General features: G+C 65.8%; 32 protein-coding genes. 19 read left to right on the forward strand and 13 right to left on the reverse strand.

Going from position 1 to position 15,645, the window contains the following annotated elements; all coding sequences use genetic code 11:
• Positions 1 to 132: 132 nt before the first annotated feature.
• The 8 genes from ASG43_RS03105 to ASG43_RS03130 are packed head-to-tail and all read right to left on the reverse strand — an operon-like array spanning position 133 to position 3,338.
• Complete coding sequence (locus ASG43_RS03105) at positions 133 to 318, reverse strand: hypothetical protein (protein WP_056499998.1); 186 nt, start codon at positions 316 to 318, stop codon at positions 133 to 135.
• Positions 315 to 1,334, reverse strand: a complete 1,020-nt coding sequence (locus ASG43_RS03110) for a helix-turn-helix domain-containing protein (RefSeq protein ID WP_056500000.1) — start codon at positions 1,332 to 1,334, stop codon at positions 315 to 317. The genes ASG43_RS03105 and ASG43_RS03110 overlap by 4 nt, the downstream gene beginning before the upstream one ends.
• Positions 1,331 to 1,480, reverse strand: a complete 150-nt coding sequence (locus tag ASG43_RS22505) for a hypothetical protein (protein ID WP_156386378.1) — start codon at positions 1,478 to 1,480, stop codon at positions 1,331 to 1,333. The genes ASG43_RS03110 and ASG43_RS22505 overlap by 4 nt, the downstream gene beginning before the upstream one ends.
• A complete protein-coding gene (locus ASG43_RS03115) occupies positions 1,477 to 1,923 on the reverse strand; it encodes a RusA family crossover junction endodeoxyribonuclease (protein ID WP_056500002.1) in 447 nt (148 codons plus the stop codon). The genes ASG43_RS22505 and ASG43_RS03115 overlap by 4 nt, the downstream gene beginning before the upstream one ends.
• Entirely contained in the window at positions 1,923 to 2,402 is a 480-nt protein-coding gene (locus ASG43_RS03120; RefSeq protein WP_056500008.1) for a hypothetical protein, read from the reverse strand. The genes ASG43_RS03115 and ASG43_RS03120 overlap by 1 nt, the downstream gene beginning before the upstream one ends.
• Before the next feature lie 41 nt (positions 2,403 to 2,443).
• Positions 2,444 to 2,851: a hypothetical protein gene (locus tag ASG43_RS03125; RefSeq protein WP_156386379.1), complete on the reverse strand. Its 408-nt coding sequence runs from the start codon at positions 2,849 to 2,851 to the stop codon at positions 2,444 to 2,446.
• Positions 2,848 to 3,096, reverse strand: a complete 249-nt coding sequence (locus tag ASG43_RS22510) for a hypothetical protein (protein ID WP_156386381.1) — start codon at positions 3,094 to 3,096, stop codon at positions 2,848 to 2,850. The genes ASG43_RS03125 and ASG43_RS22510 overlap by 4 nt, the downstream gene beginning before the upstream one ends.
• Positions 3,097 to 3,098: 2 nt before the next feature.
• Positions 3,099 to 3,338, reverse strand: a complete 240-nt coding sequence (locus ASG43_RS03130; RefSeq protein ID WP_156386382.1) for a hypothetical protein — start codon at positions 3,336 to 3,338, stop codon at positions 3,099 to 3,101.
• A 74-nt stretch (positions 3,339 to 3,412) separates the two neighbouring features.
• On the opposite strand from ASG43_RS03130, the gene ASG43_RS03135 reads away from it, so the two are divergent.
• From ASG43_RS03135 to ASG43_RS03225, 19 genes are all read left to right on the forward strand, one after another.
• Positions 3,413 to 4,183: an XRE family transcriptional regulator gene (locus ASG43_RS03135; RefSeq protein WP_056500015.1), complete on the forward strand. Its 771-nt coding sequence runs from the start codon at positions 3,413 to 3,415 to the stop codon at positions 4,181 to 4,183.
• 399 nt (positions 4,184 to 4,582) lie between these two features.
• Entirely contained in the window at positions 4,583 to 5,578 is a 996-nt protein-coding gene (locus ASG43_RS03145; RefSeq protein WP_162244663.1) for a PD-(D/E)XK nuclease-like domain-containing protein, read from the forward strand.
• Positions 5,579 to 5,664: 86 nt separating this feature from the next.
• Positions 5,665 to 5,976, forward strand: coding sequence for a hypothetical protein (locus ASG43_RS03150; protein WP_156386384.1), 312 nt, complete (start codon positions 5,665 to 5,667; stop codon positions 5,974 to 5,976).
• A gap of 63 nt (positions 5,977 to 6,039) precedes the next feature.
• Positions 6,040 to 6,201 carry a hypothetical protein gene (locus tag ASG43_RS22515; protein WP_156386385.1) on the forward strand — a complete coding sequence of 54 codons (162 nt, stop codon included), beginning with the start codon at positions 6,040 to 6,042 and terminating at the stop codon, positions 6,199 to 6,201.
• On the forward strand, positions 6,201 to 6,626 hold the full coding sequence (locus ASG43_RS03155) for a hypothetical protein (protein ID WP_056500022.1): 426 nt from the start codon (positions 6,201 to 6,203) through the stop codon (positions 6,624 to 6,626). Before ASG43_RS22515 ends, ASG43_RS03155 begins: the two co-directional genes overlap by 1 nt.
• On the forward strand, positions 6,623 to 6,838 hold the full coding sequence (locus ASG43_RS03160; protein ID WP_056500024.1) for a hypothetical protein: 216 nt from the start codon (positions 6,623 to 6,625) through the stop codon (positions 6,836 to 6,838). Before ASG43_RS03155 ends, ASG43_RS03160 begins: the two co-directional genes overlap by 4 nt.
• Positions 6,835 to 7,167, forward strand: a complete 333-nt coding sequence (locus tag ASG43_RS03165) for a hypothetical protein (protein ID WP_056500026.1) — start codon at positions 6,835 to 6,837, stop codon at positions 7,165 to 7,167. The genes ASG43_RS03160 and ASG43_RS03165 overlap by 4 nt, the downstream gene beginning before the upstream one ends.
• Positions 7,167 to 7,391, forward strand: a complete 225-nt coding sequence (locus ASG43_RS03170; RefSeq protein WP_056500029.1) for a hypothetical protein — start codon at positions 7,167 to 7,169, stop codon at positions 7,389 to 7,391. The genes ASG43_RS03165 and ASG43_RS03170 overlap by 1 nt, the downstream gene beginning before the upstream one ends.
• A gap of 28 nt (positions 7,392 to 7,419) precedes the next feature.
• Complete coding sequence (locus tag ASG43_RS03175; protein ID WP_056500031.1) at positions 7,420 to 8,640, forward strand: hypothetical protein; 1,221 nt, start codon at positions 7,420 to 7,422, stop codon at positions 8,638 to 8,640.
• An 8-nt stretch (positions 8,641 to 8,648) separates the two neighbouring features.
• Complete coding sequence (locus tag ASG43_RS03180; protein ID WP_056500033.1) at positions 8,649 to 8,912, forward strand: hypothetical protein; 264 nt, start codon at positions 8,649 to 8,651, stop codon at positions 8,910 to 8,912.
• 250 nt (positions 8,913 to 9,162) lie between these two features.
• On the forward strand, positions 9,163 to 9,423 hold the full coding sequence (locus tag ASG43_RS03190; protein WP_056500036.1) for a hypothetical protein: 261 nt from the start codon (positions 9,163 to 9,165) through the stop codon (positions 9,421 to 9,423).
• The gene (locus tag ASG43_RS03195) at positions 9,423 to 10,496 is read left to right on the forward strand and encodes an AAA family ATPase (RefSeq protein WP_056500038.1); all 1,074 of its coding nucleotides are present in this window, start codon (positions 9,423 to 9,425) and stop codon (positions 10,494 to 10,496) included. The genes ASG43_RS03190 and ASG43_RS03195 overlap by 1 nt, the downstream gene beginning before the upstream one ends.
• A complete protein-coding gene (locus ASG43_RS03200; RefSeq protein ID WP_056500040.1) occupies positions 10,493 to 10,999 on the forward strand; it encodes a hypothetical protein in 507 nt (168 codons plus the stop codon). The genes ASG43_RS03195 and ASG43_RS03200 overlap by 4 nt, the downstream gene beginning before the upstream one ends.
• A complete protein-coding gene (locus ASG43_RS03205; protein ID WP_056500042.1) occupies positions 10,996 to 11,886 on the forward strand; it encodes a hypothetical protein in 891 nt (296 codons plus the stop codon). The genes ASG43_RS03200 and ASG43_RS03205 overlap by 4 nt, the downstream gene beginning before the upstream one ends.
• Positions 11,883 to 12,536, forward strand: coding sequence for an FAD-dependent thymidylate synthase (gene thyX / locus ASG43_RS03210; RefSeq protein WP_056500043.1), 654 nt, complete (start codon positions 11,883 to 11,885; stop codon positions 12,534 to 12,536). Before ASG43_RS03205 ends, thyX begins: the two co-directional genes overlap by 4 nt.
• Positions 12,533 to 12,910, forward strand: coding sequence for a hypothetical protein (locus ASG43_RS03215; RefSeq protein WP_056500044.1), 378 nt, complete (start codon positions 12,533 to 12,535; stop codon positions 12,908 to 12,910). Before thyX ends, ASG43_RS03215 begins: the two co-directional genes overlap by 4 nt.
• A complete protein-coding gene (locus ASG43_RS22520) occupies positions 12,907 to 13,068 on the forward strand; it encodes a hypothetical protein (protein WP_156386387.1) in 162 nt (53 codons plus the stop codon). Before ASG43_RS03215 ends, ASG43_RS22520 begins: the two co-directional genes overlap by 4 nt.
• Positions 13,065 to 13,271, forward strand: coding sequence for a hypothetical protein (locus ASG43_RS03220; RefSeq protein ID WP_056500046.1), 207 nt, complete (start codon positions 13,065 to 13,067; stop codon positions 13,269 to 13,271). The genes ASG43_RS22520 and ASG43_RS03220 overlap by 4 nt, the downstream gene beginning before the upstream one ends.
• Positions 13,268 to 13,456: a YdcH family protein gene (locus ASG43_RS03225; RefSeq protein ID WP_056500048.1), complete on the forward strand. Its 189-nt coding sequence runs from the start codon at positions 13,268 to 13,270 to the stop codon at positions 13,454 to 13,456. Before ASG43_RS03220 ends, ASG43_RS03225 begins: the two co-directional genes overlap by 4 nt.
• Positions 13,457 to 13,525: 69 nt before the next feature.
• Here ASG43_RS03225 and ASG43_RS03230 read toward each other — a convergent pair whose 3' ends face one another.
• From ASG43_RS03230 to ASG43_RS03250, 5 genes are all read right to left on the reverse strand, one after another.
• The gene (locus tag ASG43_RS03230) at positions 13,526 to 13,975 is read right to left on the reverse strand and encodes a hypothetical protein (RefSeq protein ID WP_156386389.1); all 450 of its coding nucleotides are present in this window, start codon (positions 13,973 to 13,975) and stop codon (positions 13,526 to 13,528) included.
• On the reverse strand, positions 13,956 to 14,213 hold the full coding sequence (locus ASG43_RS03235) for a hypothetical protein (RefSeq protein WP_156386391.1): 258 nt from the start codon (positions 14,211 to 14,213) through the stop codon (positions 13,956 to 13,958). Before ASG43_RS03235 ends, ASG43_RS03230 begins: the two co-directional genes overlap by 20 nt.
• A 170-nt stretch (positions 14,214 to 14,383) precedes the next feature.
• Entirely contained in the window at positions 14,384 to 14,839 is a 456-nt protein-coding gene (locus ASG43_RS03240) for a hypothetical protein (protein WP_056500054.1), read from the reverse strand.
• Positions 14,839 to 15,408 carry a lysozyme gene (locus tag ASG43_RS03245; protein WP_056500056.1) on the reverse strand — a complete coding sequence of 190 codons (570 nt, stop codon included), beginning with the start codon at positions 15,406 to 15,408 and terminating at the stop codon, positions 14,839 to 14,841. The genes ASG43_RS03240 and ASG43_RS03245 overlap by 1 nt, the downstream gene beginning before the upstream one ends.
• Positions 15,408 to 15,632 carry a hypothetical protein gene (locus tag ASG43_RS03250; RefSeq protein WP_056500058.1) on the reverse strand — a complete coding sequence of 75 codons (225 nt, stop codon included), beginning with the start codon at positions 15,630 to 15,632 and terminating at the stop codon, positions 15,408 to 15,410. Before ASG43_RS03250 ends, ASG43_RS03245 begins: the two co-directional genes overlap by 1 nt.
• Between the last annotated feature and the right edge of the window lie 13 nt (positions 15,633 to 15,645).

Here is a 15,645-nt window from a genome sequence, read left to right on the forward strand (position 1 = left end):
CCCTCTCATACCTTGAAGGATCGCCGCCGTAGCGGTAGTTTTCGGACCAGGAAGCGTCGAGGGTCGATCTTCCCATCAAGTCGCCGCTCGGAGCGCTCCGGCTCTGAGCGGCGATTTCATTTTGCGGCCTCGTCATCGCCCGACCCGTCCCTTCCGAAATTCGTCCTGGTAGAGTTCGCGCGCCTCGTCCGGCGTGATCGTGCGGCCGTGCGCGCTGTGCTGCGCCGTCAGGAGCCGGGCGATCTCGGGCGGGTCCTTGTTCTCGTTCAGCATGAGCCGCAGCGCGACGGCGCCGAGGGTGTCGGCCGGGCGGGTCATGCCGCCACCTCGCCGGCCCGGCGGCCCGCCTCGTGTCCGGTCGGCCAGCGGTCCTTGCGCACGATCCGACCCAGCCGGATCGACGACTGGACGCCCGGCTCGCCGAAGGATGCTCGGACGTCGCCAAGCCACGCCTGCCATTCCGGCCGGCCCGGCGTGATGACGAAGTCGCCGTCCCGATCGATCGGCGGGGCGTCGTGGAAATCCTCGAAAAGACGATCCTTGAGGAACGAGACCATCTTCGGCAGGTCGCCGCGGGTTGCGCAGACACGGCGGTAGGTCTCGGCGCAGTCCTGAGCGACGAGTTGATCGGCCGGGGTCAGCTTCTCGAAGAGCTTCCGGACGTGATCGCGATTGTCCGGTCGGTTGGCGGTTGGCCACTCGTTCCAAAATTTGGAGAAGCTCTCCCCCCTCCCGGCGCGCTCGCGCGCCTCTGGAAGGATCTTGGAAGGATTAACTGGAAGGATAGTATGCACGTGGTGCAGGACCTTTGTGCTCTTTGGTGCAGGACCTTGCTGCACGTGGTGCAGGACCTTCCCCGTGTTTTCGGCCGTCGGAGCGTCGTCTTCGCCTTCGACGTAAGGTACTGCACGTGGTGCAGGACCTTCCCCACGTTCTGCGGCGTTTGAGAACAGGTCCTCGCTCTCGTTCTCCACAGGCATCGCTTCTTCAGTCGAAGCCGATTTTGTTCTGGATTTCCGAGGCTTGGGGGCCGGCTGCGCGATCTTTTCCACAAGGTCGGGCCACTTCGCGGCGTACTCATTGTTCGCCCAGCGCTGGCCCTTGAACCCGTGCTTCTTGAGCGAGAGCCATCCGAGCGCCTCGGCGAGCTTGATGTGCTTGAAGACGGCTCGCTCAGACAGCCCCGTTGAGGCAACGAGGGTCTCGATCGTCGGGTAGCAGGCTCCCCCGACGTCGTTCATGTAGCATGAGATCGTGAGGAGGACGTGGCGCGTCGTCGGCTCCAGCGTGGAGTCGAGGATCGCATGTCGCCAGCTCCAGGCCCGAGACGTCATTCCACGGCCCTCGGCACCTTCTCGATCGCGATCCGCAGCTCGTCGCTCTTGCGGATCGTGTCGCGGGTGATGAGGCCGCCGTGATGGGAGTTGTCGGCCTGGACAGAGCGCACGAGCGCCGCTGCTGCCGTGAGGAGGTCGCTCACAGCCAGCCCTCCACCCTCGGGGGCTCGATGCCCTCCAGCGAAGAGACCTCGATGACGAGGCCGGGCTTCTCGCCGTAGACCTTCAGGCCCGACCATTCCGCGATCCGCGCGTCGTCGGTCCAGACGATGCCGTTCATCGCGTCTTCGGGCAGCTTCTGGATATTGGTCGCGTCAGGCTTGGTGAACTTCCAGGCCCCGTGCGGCTCGGCGCGGCGCTTCTTCGTCGTGCTCGACGGCCAGGAGTAGACCGCGATGATGTGGAGGGAGATCGGCCCGTCGAAGAGCTTGCGCCCTTCCATCGCCTTCGCGGACAGGTCGCGAACGATGGACATGAAGTTCGCCTGCTTCTTCGGCGTGAACTGCCGGGCTCCCATCTTGCCGGCGCGCGCCCAAGGGACGACGTCGCCGGGTACTCTGATGATGACGACGTCGCCCCCGGCCATCAGGCTGCGGCCTTGGTCCGGCGCGGCGCGCGGCGTTGGTCGTCCTCGGCTTCCTCGCCCTCGTCCTCGGGCGACTCCAGCGGGATTTCCGGCTGGTCAGGATCGGCCTTTGCCCAAGCGCCCTGCATGAAGTCGGCAGGGTCGGCGAGGACGACGTAGGCGGAGGAGTTCTCATGCTCGGCGAGGAGCGTGACGTTCTCGCCGGTCATCGCCGCCTCGAACTTGCCCTTGATCCGGCCGTCCTTGACGTTGAGATCCTTCAACTGGATGCGCAGGCCGTCGAAGCCGCGGCGTGCAATCGTCTCGCAAGACTGGCGGACGACATCGCGGGCGGTCTGTTCGATCGCCGCGATCGTGTCTTGCTGTTCGCTCTGCCGCAGCTTCGCCCAGGGCGCCTGCATCGAGCGAATGTGGGTCAACAGGGTATCGCGAACGACCGCGTTCAGCTCGGCGGCCAGTTTGTCTTCTGCCTCGTCCATGTCGTGCTCCGGTTTGATCTATGCGGCCTCGGCCGCGTCATTCATCGGCGGGACGCCGATCCTTCTGGCTTCGCCGGGGGCTGACCGGGATGCGGAGGGTCCACATCGTCCAGTGCCAAAGCAGTTGCGCGAGGCTCCAGAGGAGCTTCATGGCGCAGCGCTTCCCGCAGCGCGCGGTAGTGGTCTGCTTGTGATTGGACGCACTGTGACTGGTCCTCGTAGGCTTGCTTGAGGGCCCGGTAGGCACCGCCGGCCACGCCGGTCATTTCCTTGGCCTTGTTCCAGAGCCGGTCGGCGTAGGAGACCTTCAGTCCGATCCGCCTCGCCAGCCGTGCTCGAGCTGCGCCAACGGTGTCGCCCCGGCCGCGGAACTCCGAGAGCGTCAGGTGTTCGAGCCATTCGATGGACTCGTGCAGCGCGGCGCGGTCGTGATTGACGGTGAGGCTCATTCTGGCGCCTGCGGAAAGAGATTTGGCGCGGACGGAAAGCTGCGAGGCGGACATGGCGGGGTCTCCAAAGCCAAGATCGGCAGATGGAGACGCAGGCTGCGCGACAGCTCGACTTCTTGGACGCGCTCGACGGCAATCGAGCGCAGCCGCAGGACGGCAATCCTGCGGGGCATTGGGGCGCCTATCTCGACGCCCGCATTTGCGGATGCCGCGCCAATCGGCGTCGGATGAATGGCGAGGCGCATGGCTATGCGGCCTCGCCCCTGGAGGCAAAGCTAGGTGACTGAGCCGCAGCAGCAGCAGCAAGGGTCCCGACGGTGACATCGGAAATCGCGCGCCGCTTCGCCGCCTCCTGCATCGTCAGCCAGTATCGACCGGCGACGCTGTCGCGCCGCCGCATCTGCTTGGCCGTCCCGTACTCCACGCCGATATCGGCAGCGAAGTCCGCGAGCGACGGCCATTTGTCTATCATCTCGGTGTGCGTCATAGCTGGCCCCGGTACGGTAAGTACCCACTATTGGGCGCACCAATTGTACCCGTCAAGGGGGTACAGAATGTATCATGGCAAATGACGCGATTGCAGATCGGCTGAAGGAAGCGAGAGCGAAGCGGGGTTTCACGTCCCCGCGAGAGGCTGCGCGCGAACTCGGCTGGAACGAGAACACCTACAAGAGCCACGAGAACGCGATCCGCGGCATTCCCCTCGATGAGTTGGGGAAATACGCGAAGGCGTTCAGGGTTAGCCCGGAATGGCTCGCCTTCGGGCGTAATGCGCTCGGCGTGCAAGGCGGGTCGATCGCACCGATCATGGGCTACATCGGCGCCGGAGCCGAGATAACGCCGGAGTTCGAACAGGTGCCGCCGGAAGGGCTGTTCGAGGTCGAACTACCTTTCCCGATGCCCGAGGACATGATCGGCTTCGAAATTCGCGGCGACAGCATGCTGCCACGCTACGACGAGGACGACGTGATTATCGTCTATCGCGAGCAGCGCCGCCCGCTGAGCGCCTTCCTCGGCGAAGAGGCCGCCGTTCGCACGACCGACGGGCGCCGCTTTCTAAAGCGGATCGAACGCGGATCGGAGCCTGGAACTGTCAACCTCGCGAGCTTCAACGCCAAGACAATCGAGGCCGTCAGGCTGGAGTGGATCGGCGAAATATGGGTGACGCTCCGCTCCGGGCAGCTCCGGCGGTTTGAGAAAAAGGAGCGCGTCGCGGCCATACAGAAAGGCAAGGTGCTCGCCAAGAATGAGCTGATCCTCGACCCCCAGGCCGGGACCGGGACCAGCCTCTTCCACACTCGGACCAGCAAGGTTGATGGCGGAGAGCGCTAGCCGAAACAGGTCGGCGATCGCAGCGATCGTTGTGGTCGCCACGTTCCTGGGAGCTTGGTTCTTTCGGTTCGAGGCAATCCCGAACGCGAGGGGCTACACGTTCTTGAAGGATCGCATCTTCGGGCAACACCGGGTCTGCTATCCCGAGGCGGGCAAGCTCCGGTGTGAGGGCCTGACGGAGTCCCCGTCCAAGGCTGGCATGTTCGACGACCTGATACCGAAGCCGTAGCAGGAAGCCTCCCCTATCCCGACAACCTAAAGCCCGCCTCGTGCGGGCTTTTTCGTACCCAGCGCTTAACCATGCGGAGAAAAATTCCGGCTGGGTACATTCTGTGTTGACTTGATGGGTACGTGATGTACCTTGGCTTCATCGCCAGCAGTTTGCTGATGGAGCCTCACATGATCCAGCTTTCCAAACACGAGCCCGGCGTGCCGATCACGGCGCCCGGCCTCTATGCGATCGACGACGCCGACTATCACGCGGACGCCTTGTGCGAGACGCCGTCGCTGTCTTCGACCATCGCCCGCCTGCTTCTTGATGCCTCGCCCAAGCACGCCTGGGCCGCGCACCCCCGCCTGAACCCCGACACCGAGGAGGAGAAGGCGTCCACCCTCGACGTCGGTTCGGCCATGCACGCCATGCTGCTCGGTCACGGGCGGGACATCGTCGCCCTCGATTTCCCGAAGTGGTCGACGAACGCCTCGAAGGAGGCGCGGGACAGCGCACGGGAGGCCGGCAAGATCCCGCTGCTGAAGAAGGACTTCGAAGCCGCCCAGCGTCTGGTCGCCATCGCTCGCGTCGAGGTCGATCGCTTCCCCGAGCTGGCCGGCCTGTTCGATGCCGGCGCGATCTTCGAGCAAACCGCCATCTGGCGGGAAGGCGTCCTCTGGTGCCGGGCGAAGCTCGACATCCTGCGGGTCTTCCCCGAGTTCATCGCCATCGTCGACTTCAAGAGCACCGATCGCAGCGCTGCGCCCGATGTCATCGGCCGGCAGGTCTTCAACATGGGGTATGACGTCCAGCTCGCCTTCTACCGGCGCGGGCTCCGGCGCGTGCTCGGGCCGCGCTGCCCGCCGATCCGCTGCTTCCTGATGAGCCAGGAGCGCGCCGGCCCTGGCGCACTGTCGATCGTGGAGCCCGACGAGGCGGTTCTGACGCTCGCCGACAAGAAGGTCTCCGCCGCGCTGAAGCTCTGGCAGACCTGTCTCGAACGCGACGAGTGGCCTTCTTACCCGCCGTTCATCGCCTCCGTGTCGCTCCCGCCCTGGGTCGAAAACCGCTGGCTGGAACGCGAGGTCAACGACGACGCGCTGGCCGGCGCCGGCTGGGCGTTCGCGATGCCCCTCCCCGATGACGATCGCTCCGCCGATCCCCGCCTCCTCGCCGCCGGCTGAACCTCATCGCGGGTTCGGACCACGGACCCGCGCCTTCCCCGCAGCAATCAGATCACGGCGCATCCGCCGCCCGATGGAGACCTACGATGATCAGCACCAGAAACGACATCGCAACGACCCAGGCCCCTGCAGACGCATTTCGGGTCAAAGCTGCGGGGCTCATGACGTCTGCCGCGCACATGACGTTGCATGAGCTGGTCGACGAGTACGTCCGCCTCTGTGAGGTCGTGGAAGCGAACTCCGCAGTCGATCCCGAGAACACGTATCGCAAGGCGCTGAACGCGGCCGGGAAGGTCGCATACCGCGAGCGTCAGATGATCAACGTCGCCGCTCGCTCCCGCTTCGGCCTGACCTTTGAGCCGTTCGATCGCGACGAAGACGGCGACGGCATCTTCTGAGCCAGATCCACCCCTTCCGCGGGTTCGGATCACCGGCCCGCTCCCCAACCTGGGAGACCTTCCATGCACATGCTTCCTTCCGATTTCACGAACTACGAGCCGGCCATCACCACACGCGAGGCGAACCGTCGCCTGATGCAGGTCCTCGCCGCGGCCATCTGCGTCGGCTTCGCCATGGGCGTCGCCTTCAGCCTGTGCTGGGCGCGCATGTCGGGGGCGCTCTGATGGCCGAGTCCTTCGTGAAGCTCCCCGAGAGCAATCTCACCGTGACCGCCGTCAAGCTCTGCCGCGCGGCCGAGGATGCCAGCGAGGTCGCCCGCGAGCTGTCGGCTGCGCTGTATGCCGGCGCGGCCGTCGCCGAGGAGAAGGTCGAGGAGTGCCAGCGCCTCCTGATCAACATCGGGCATTCGCTCGGACTGATCTTCGAGCGGGTCAAGCCCTTCAGCGGCGAGATCGCGGCCCAGCGGATGACGCTGGAAATGGACGCGCGGGCTCGCCAGCACTTCGCCGAGCGGCTGATGCGCGCCAACTCGGCGGATGCCTACAAGCTCCGCGCGGAAACGGCCGAGGAGACGGTTCGGAACCTGACCGAGCAGCTTGAGCGCGTCCGCTGCGAGGGCACGCCGCTCCAGTTGGTGGCCGCAGAATGAGCCTTCGCGACAAACTGCCCGCAGACGAAATCATGCGCGAGATGGCGAAGCTCGCGCTGGAGCAGGCGACCGCATCGCTTGCGACCAAAGCCCGGGAGTTCGCCAAGACACTCCCCCCTCAAGTTACAGGCGCCGAAGCGCTTTTGGCCTTTGCCGCCGCCATCGACGGCACCAACCACCGTCAATTCGGGTCGGGGGAGAAGCCGTCGTGACCCGGTCCTTCAAACTCTCGACCGATGCCATGTTCAGCCTCGCCGAAGGGGGGGAAGCTGAGTTCGTGGTGCTGATCTCCTACGACTTCACCCCGGCCGAGGCGGCAACGCGCGAGGAGCCGGGGCACGGCGACAGCGTCGAGATCACGGCCATCTCCATCAGCGCGCCGAACCTTCTCCCGGTCCCGGTGCCGGACTGGTTCGAGGCCATCCTGACCGCCGACGGGAGCTTCGAAGCCATGCTGCTCGCCGACGCCTTCGAGCGCATCGAGGTCGAACGGGAAGACGCCGCCGAGCGCCGATACGCCGACCGCGAGGTGGCATTCTGATGCCCTCCCGCCTCCCGATCTCCTCCTACGATCCCGACGAGGACGACCGCGCGCATTCCGCCGACGTCATCGAACTCGTCGCCATCGGCATCAACGCCGTCGTCGTTCGCGCGCAGAGCCGCACCGACGCCTTTCGCCGCTGGCGCCGATCCTCTGACCGGACCCGAGCCGAACGCTTGGCCGAGGCGGAAGGCGGGCTGCGGTTCGCCTGTCTCAACCACTGATCCCCACCCCGAACGGAGCATTCGGACCATGAGCGCAGCCACGAAACAGACGCCCGACGACAAGACCGAGGTGCCGGAGGTCGACCAGGAGGCGGCGACGCAGCTCACCCTCGCCCGCGTCACCAACAACCCCGTCTCCGTCTTCACCTCGCCGGAAAGTCTGGAGGTCGTTTACGCCTCGATCGAGAAGGAGATCGCGGACTTCGTGCCCGATCTCTCCACCGTGACGTCGCGCAAGAAAATCGCGGCGTTGAGCGCGAAGGTCACGAAAACCAAGACCGCGATCGACGCCGCAGGCAAAGACCTGAACTCCGCGCTGCGCGAGCAGATCAACGGTGTCGATGCGATCCGGCGCTCGATGCGCGATCGGCTCGACGATCTGTCAGACCTTGCCCGCCAGCCGCTCACCGATTGGGAGAAGGCCGAGGCCGATCGCAAGGCGCGCATCGAGCGCGACCTTGAAGACCTTCGCGGCGCCGGCACGATCTTCAACGACGACACGCTCGCCGAACTGGAGGAGCGGCTCGCCAAGCTGAAGGCCACAGAGATCAACGCCGAGACCTTCGGCGATTTCGCAACCGATGCCGACGGCCGGCGGAAGATCGCGATCGAGGCCATCGAGAACGCGATCGAGCGCATCCACAGGGCGGCGGCCGAGGCGGCCGAACTGGAGGCGTCGCGGCAAGAGCTGGCAAAGCTGCGCGAACTTCAGGCCGAACGCGAGAAGCGCGATGCCGAGCGGGCGGAAGCCGAGCGCATCGAGCGCGAGGAAGCCGCTCGGATCGCTCGGGAGAAGGCCGACCAGGAGGCCCGCGCACGGGCCGAGGAGGAACGGGCGGAGCGCGAGCGCGAGCGGCGCGAGCGGGATGCGGCCGAGGCGGAGGAGCGGATGAAGGCCGCGGCCATCGCGGCCGAGAAGCGCGCCCGCGAGGAAGCGGCGGCGGAGGCCGAGCGCGAGAAGCGCGAGACTGAGGCGCGCCACGCTGCCGAGCTGAAGCGCATCCGGGACGAGGCCGAGGCCGAGCGCCGGGATCGCGAAGCCGCCGAGGCGAGGAAGGCCGCCGAGATCGAGGCCGAACGCAAGGCCGAGGAAAAGCGGCAGGCCGACCAGAAGCACCGCGCCAAGGTGATGGCCGACGTACATCTCGCGATCTGCGCCGCCGTGCCGGAGCTGGACGAGCAGGCCGTTATGCGGCTCGTCCAGGCCATTGCCGCGGGCAAGATCGCGCGCACCGCGATCCAGTTCTAGGCCCCGACATGGACGGCGGCCTCATGTTCTTCGAACCGGAAGTGCGGGTTGGCCCGCTCTTCTACGATCGTCGCCCCCACCAGTGCTGCTGGCCGATGTGGGGCGACAGCCGGAACATCGACACCAAGCGGGTGTGCGGCGCCGGCGTCCAGGTGGGCTCGAAGGTCCCCTACTGCCCCGACCACTTGGAGCGGCAGCGCGGGCCGGGCTCAAAATCCGAACGCAGCGCGCCGCGCGTGCTCCTGAAACTCACCGAAGGAGGGAAAGCCTGATGGCTCGCAAACAGCATGACGATCATTGCCGTGTGCGATTGGGCGGCCGGGAATGGCACATCAGAGAGGTGGCCTTCCCGAAGCTTGCGCTCTCCTGCCCCGAGGGGTGCCACACGCTTATCTTGGAGTGCGGGAATGTCACGGAGGTGGAGGCTTATTGCAACGCGGCCGCGATGGACTTGGCGGCCTTCATTGCGCGTGAAGAGCGCGGGGGTCTCCCCGTCGTCGTTGGATCGGGAGTGCGGCACTGATGGCTGACTGGATCAAACAGGGCGGCGCGGCTTTCCCGATCGCGCACAGCACAGAGCCCGGCGCACCGGTTGCCGAACACGGCATGACGCTTCGCCAGTATTACGCCGGGCAGGCATTGGCCGGCCTCTGCGCCAACCCCGGCGGGCCGTTCCAGAAGAACGACATGAACGGATGGGGCCTCACCAACTGCACTGAAACCCGTGTGGCGCTCGCTTGCCTCGACCTCGCAGACGCCTTGCTGGCTGAGGAGGGTTCCTGATGGGCATTTCCTTCCGGCCGGCCAAGCGCTCCGGCGTCAAGCTCATGCTGGCTCTCGCCGGGCCCAGCGGATGCGGCAAGACCTATTCCGCGCTCCTCCTCGCGAAGGGCATCCAGCAAGTCGACGGCGGCGAAATCTTCGTCATCGACACCGAGAACCGCCGCTCGGAGCACTATGCCGACAGCTTCCGGTTCCTGATCGGCGAGATGCACGCGCCGTTCAATCCGCAGAGCTACCTCGACGCCGTTGAGGCGGCCGTCGCCGCGGGCGGCAAGATCATCGTGATCGACTCCGGTAGTCACATGCACGAGGGCGAAGGCGGCATCCTCGATATGCACGACGCCTTGCTGACGAAGTGGTGCGGCGACGACGAGAGGAAGCGCGAGAAGAACAACATGCGCGCCTGGATCGAGCCAAAGGGCGAGCTGAACAGGGTGGTGAACCGCCTCCTTCAGATCGACGCGCATTTCGTTTTCTGCTTCCGCGCCCAGGAGAAGGTGAAGCCGATCGGCGGCAAGCCGACGAGCATCGGCATCCAGCCGATCGCGTCCGATCGCCTGACCTATGAGATGACGATGCGCCTCGTCTTGCCGGGCGAGCACAAGGGCGTCCCCGACCTCGACGCGCCCGCGACCAAGCTGCCCGAGCCGCTGATCCCCATGATGCTGCCCGGCGCCAAGATCAGCGTCGGCTTTGGCCGGATGCTGGCAGAATGGGCGCGCGGCGATGTCGCCGTGGCGCCCGAGCCCGCAGCCGCCAGTGAACCCGATCCCGATCAGGCGCAGCCGTCCTCCCCGGATGCGCCTGCCAGCGAGGCCCCGTCCGAACCCTCCCAAGAGGACGGGGCCTCGCGCCTTCTCGACAGCTACCATCGCGAGTTGGCCGGCGCGCAGGATCGCGATGATCTTGCTGCCCGGCACGAGGGAAGCGAACATCGCGGCCAGTTCGGGGAGCGAGATCGCGAGATCGCGAGGGAAATCCTTAAGCTCCACACTCGCCGGGTCAAAGGCGACATAGGGCGGGTGGCATTCAAGGAGCAGATCGACGAGCTGCTGGCAGGAGTGCCGGCATGAGCGCCTCGCCCGCGATCTCGCGAGACATGACGCCCGCAGCTCGGCAGGCGGCCGAGCTGGCGTTGATCCCGACCTTGCTGCTTCGCGTGGCAGACGGCTTTCCGCCGGCCACGCGGAGCACATCGAAAGTCCGCGCCACGATCGCCCACCTGCGGGCCGCCACAGCCGCGGCATGGGTCGGACTTGGCTCAAGCGATCTGATGGACGCCTCGCTCTGCCTCTCTTGGCAGGTCGATGACATGGCGCGGGGCGCGCGGTTCACAGACCGGCTTGGCCTTGTCGCCTATCACCTCGCCAAGGTTCTGACGGAGGCCGAGGTGATCGTCATCGGCGAGGGCTCGCCCCTTGATCGAGCGCTCCACGTCATGCTGCCGGCGCTGGAGCCGGCGGCGCAGAACGACGCGCTCGATGAGGCCGCTCAGAAGCAGGCCGTGCGCGCGTTGCGCACCGCCCAACGCGCCGGCTTGTTCCCCGACCTCTCGATCAAGGTGGCATCGACATGAGCCCGGAGACACCGATGCCGAACGCCGTGACCCCGCAGACCACCGGCACGATCGCGGGTGACGAGGCGAAGACAGCACTGTACCAAGCCGGGCACTACTTTCAGAGCCCAAACAGCTATTCGAAGGACGAGACCGCATACGTCATTGACTGTCTCGTGACCGCTCTCAAAGCCAACAAAGCCACCACCGCCGCAACCCCGCCCGCCGCTGACGTGACGGGAGAGGCGGGGGAGATCAAGCGGCTGAAACAGCTTATCGCCAAGATCGACGACCAGCTGAATGAGTTTGGCGAGGCAGCGCTACCCATTGTCGGCGAGACGATCGGCATGTGGCGTCACGGACAGAAGCTTGCGGCCACGGAGGGGCGTGACGAGCCGAAGCCTACGCCGGGCACGCCCAAGACGCGGAAGTACGTCATCATCAGGAAGCCTACTCCAGCGGAGGCCGAAGCTGCCCCTGCAACCCCGCCCGCTGCTGATGTGCCGGACGAGGTGCGGGAGCTTGTTCAGCGCGTGCTGCAAGAGCGGTTGGCCGCTGAAGACACTGACAGCCTACCTTCGTATGCCACGAGGATGGAGCAGGCCATTATGGCCGATCGTGCCACCCGCCCGGCCGCTTCGGGTGATGGGGGTGGTGAGGTCGAGAGGCTGACGCAGGAGCTTGCGGAGGAAACGGCGCTGCGGTGCGGTGCCATCGACCGCATGAGAGCCGCCGAAGCCGCCCTCGCCAGCATGACGGCGGAGCGGGATCGGTTGCGGGAGGCGCTGGAGGGGCTGCATGAAGCGGTGACAAACATGGAGCTTGGCGAGGTCGATATGCGCCTAGCGATCAAGGACGCCCGCGCCGCCCTCGCCACCCCGCAAGCGGACGCGGGAGATCGGACATGAAGGTCATCCTCCGCGCCATCACGCAGCCCGTGGACGACTGCGCGCCTGACACGCAGGCATTGCTTGCCTACTTCGCTCGGGTCTCCTCCACGGCCAACCGTGACAACCACGCGACGGGCGCAAAGCTCGTTCGCCGGATCATCGAGAACGGAGAATGGTCACCGCTCGAAATGATCTCGCTCGTGTTTGAGTTCGAGACCACGCGCGACATCGCCCGGCAGATGCTGCGGCACGACATTCGACCACAGGAGTTCTCACAGCGATATGCCGAGGTAACGGCTCCGGCTGTGTTCCGCGAAGCCCGAATGCAGGACCCGAAGGACCGGCAGAACAGCTTGCCATGCGAAGATGCCGAGTTGGCCACGTGGTGGCACGACGCGCAGGCCGAGGTCGATGCGCTCACCCGATCCAAGTACGAAGAGGCGTTGCGTCGCGGCATCGCCAAAGAGGTCGCCCGCGTCGTTCTCCCCGAAGGCATGACACCCTCGACGTTGTTCTTCCAAGCTCCGTTCCGCAACTGGTTCCACTACGTCCAGACACGCACGAAGCCCTCAACGCAAAAAGAGCATCGCGAGGTCGCCGAGGCAGTCGCCGCGATCCTACGAGAGCAGTTCCCCGATCTCGCCGATCTGATCGGAGATCGGAAATGACGAGCCCCAACCTTGCCGGCCTGATCGATAGGCTTTCCTCGCTGTGCGGCCCGGATGCCGAAGTTCTGCCCGATGGCGTTCGGATCGATCGCTTCGTTCATGTTGGCATCGAGATCATCGCCGCCCTTCGTGGCGTATCCGACGAGCCGGGGGCGGGGGTGGAGAGCGAAAGGCTTCCGACGCTCTCTGAGGCGGCTCAAGCTGCGCAAGTTTTCCTGCGCTGCAACGGCCATGACTTAGACATCTGGACAGGCGGCGAGTGGCCTGATGACGTCTACGATGCCGCGTGCCGAGCGATCGTGAAGACCGCCGTCAAATCCGCCCCCGACCCCGCCATGCCGGACACGCAATCGCGGGAGGGAGATCGGACATGAGCCGCGCCCGGCGCCAGAAGAAGTGGATCGAGCTGGAACGGCTCCGAGAGGCCATCCGCAACGCGCAGGAGGGGCTCGGCATCACGCTCCTGCCCGACGACATCCGCCTCGCCGGCAATACGGTGCCGGATATCGACCTGCCGAAGACCATCCAATGAGCTTCGTCCTGAAAAAGGACGGCGCCGAGATCGCTCGCCACTCGACGCGCCTCGCGTGCGTGGTCGAGGCCATCGAGCGCAAGCTCGCCGTCCGCTGGCGACGCGGCATGTGCTTGGTCGGCGACGTCCACATCGAAGAAGATCGCAGCCGCGAGGTTCGCCCGCTTTCCGAGGCGCCTCGCAAACAGGAGAGACGTGCATGACGCAGGACGGTCGAATTGAACGCCTTGAACGACAGCGCCAGGACCTCAAGGAGAAGATCGTCGCCGAGAGCGGCCGGCGCTACCCCGACCAGTTGGCGATCCGGCGCATGAAGCTGATGAAATGCCAGCTCAAGGACCAGGTTGCCTTGCTGCGCAGGAGGATATCCGCCAGCGCGGCGGCCTAGCAGATACGAAAAAGGGCTCGCGCCGGATGCCCGGCGCGACCTATTCGAGGTGACATGGACGGGGCGCCGTCAGGGGTAGAACTCCGAAACCGTCGTCCAGAATGGATGGCAACGGTGAAAAGCCTGGACATAGCTCCGGGTTCGCACGTCCCCCTCCGGGATCGTGATCCTCCAGGGTCCGGCTCGTTGGAGCCCCACCCGTCGGTTTGGACTCGACGTGTCGTCAGGATTGCGGATCGGCACCATCGAGACACGCTCGAACACGCCGGCCTCTGATCCATAGTACCAAGCGATCCCGAGATATTCGCAGGCCCGGAGCTTCGAGAATGCCGTGCGAACGATGCTCGTTTCGCCGGTCAACGCTTCCACGCTGGTGATCTTCATCTTGCCCAGCGCGGGGAAAAACCGCGTCTCCAGCGCCGGGCCGACCATGAAGAAGCAGTAGAGCACGGACAGCATCGTCACCGTGCCGAGCATGGCCTTCAGCGGCGTGGCCCACTTATACGGATGGTGGGACATGGAAGCCTCCTTTCATCATCATGCCCACGCCCGTCGTGATGATGGCACCGAAGAAGGCGATGAGCGCCCACCTTCCGATGCCGCGCAGGTCTTTCAGGTTCTCCTCAATCCGGTTGAGGCGTCCGTTCAGGTTCTCGTCCCTCACGACGTCGACCGCCTTTTCGGTTTTCAGGGCAGCGACTTCGATCGTGAGGACCGACAGCGAGGAAGCGAGGCTCGTATGATCCTTGCGGAGCATGGCGAGGCTGTCATCGGGCGAGATCATTCAATGCGGGCCTCCCTTGCGCTTCCAGCGCGCGAGCTGCGCGCGTCAGTGCTTCGTGTCGATCCCGGCAGGCGCCGAGAGCCTTGCGATCCTGCCCCCAAAGCCGAGCTGTCTCGGTCCAGGTCAGGTCGCCTTCGGGTAAATCAGCCGCCTCTTGGCAGGGCTGCGTCAGGCTTTGCGGCAGGCGGGCGAGCTGGGGCGCGACCGACACCTTGGAGGGCGTCACGCACCCCCCGAGGAATAGCAGGGCCACAAGCGGCAGAACCGCGAGACGGTGAAGGGGTAGGCGCACGGGCCAGCTCCTGTTCGAGGGCTTGTTCAAGGGCGGTCATCTGGGAGGCGCGCGCCGCGTCCCGTTCGAGGTAGACGCGTTCGGCGTCGGCAATCTCGGCCTCGGCCTTCTGCCGGTCGCGCTCGGCTTTCGCCTTCGCCTCGGCGACCGCGTCCTTCCAGCGGGCATCCGCTCGCTCGGTCGCCACGCGCTCGGCGTCGGGAATGATGACCCAGGCGTCGTAGCCGCGGACGATGACGCCGCCGACCAGGAGCCCGAGGACGAGGCAGAGGATGCCGGCCATGACGGCTTTCAGGTCCCCGAACATCAGAGCCCCGACACGCAGAGTTCGGCTTCTCCGATGCGCTGGGAGTCGCCCATCTCGCGCCGTTTCACCAAGCCGTTGACCACCTGACCGCCAGCCCGGTTGAACGCCGTCTGCGCGATGCAGGCGTCCCGATACCGTCTCGCCGTCACCATCTTCGCGGCCGTCGATCGGCACGCCGCACCGACCCCGAAATTGTAGGCGCCGGAAAGGAGCGAGGCTTGCACGCTGATCGGCGCGGTCGAGAGCCCCGGGACGCACTTCAGCAGCGGCGCGAAATAGTCGCGCTCGACCCTGACCGCGAGCATCCGTTCGCACTCGGCCTTGGTCTTCGTCATCCCGGCCGTGATGCCCTTCGTCTCGCCGTAGCAGATGTCCCAAATCTTCGCGTAGCGGTCCCAATGTGAGGTCAGGACCAGCCCCTCCCACGGCTTGATGAGGTGATCGACGGCGAGCGCGACAGCCGGCGGCGAGCTGGGGAACAGCGAGGTTGCGGCGATCAGCATGGCCGCGATGACGCTGGCGATCGCCGAGCGTGCGCGGTTGCTGGGCGCGATCTTGTTCACGGGCATCAGTCGTCTCCTGCGGGCTGGGTCTTGGGTTGAGCGAGGATGCGCGCGACAAACGCGCCCGCAGTCGTGAGGCCGGACAGGGCGGCAAAGACGCCGCGCGGCATCTCGAGGAAGCCGTCGATCAAGGGCAGCGCGACCTCGGCGCCGGACAGGATCGCGGCGAGGATCATCAGGCGGACGGACCACGCATAGCGCAGCACCCTCCGCCAGTTGGCGATGAGCATGGTAGGGTCTCCG

The organism is Aureimonas sp. Leaf454, assembly GCF_001424685.1.
Classification (GTDB): Bacteria; Pseudomonadota; Alphaproteobacteria; order Rhizobiales; family Rhizobiaceae; genus Plantimonas.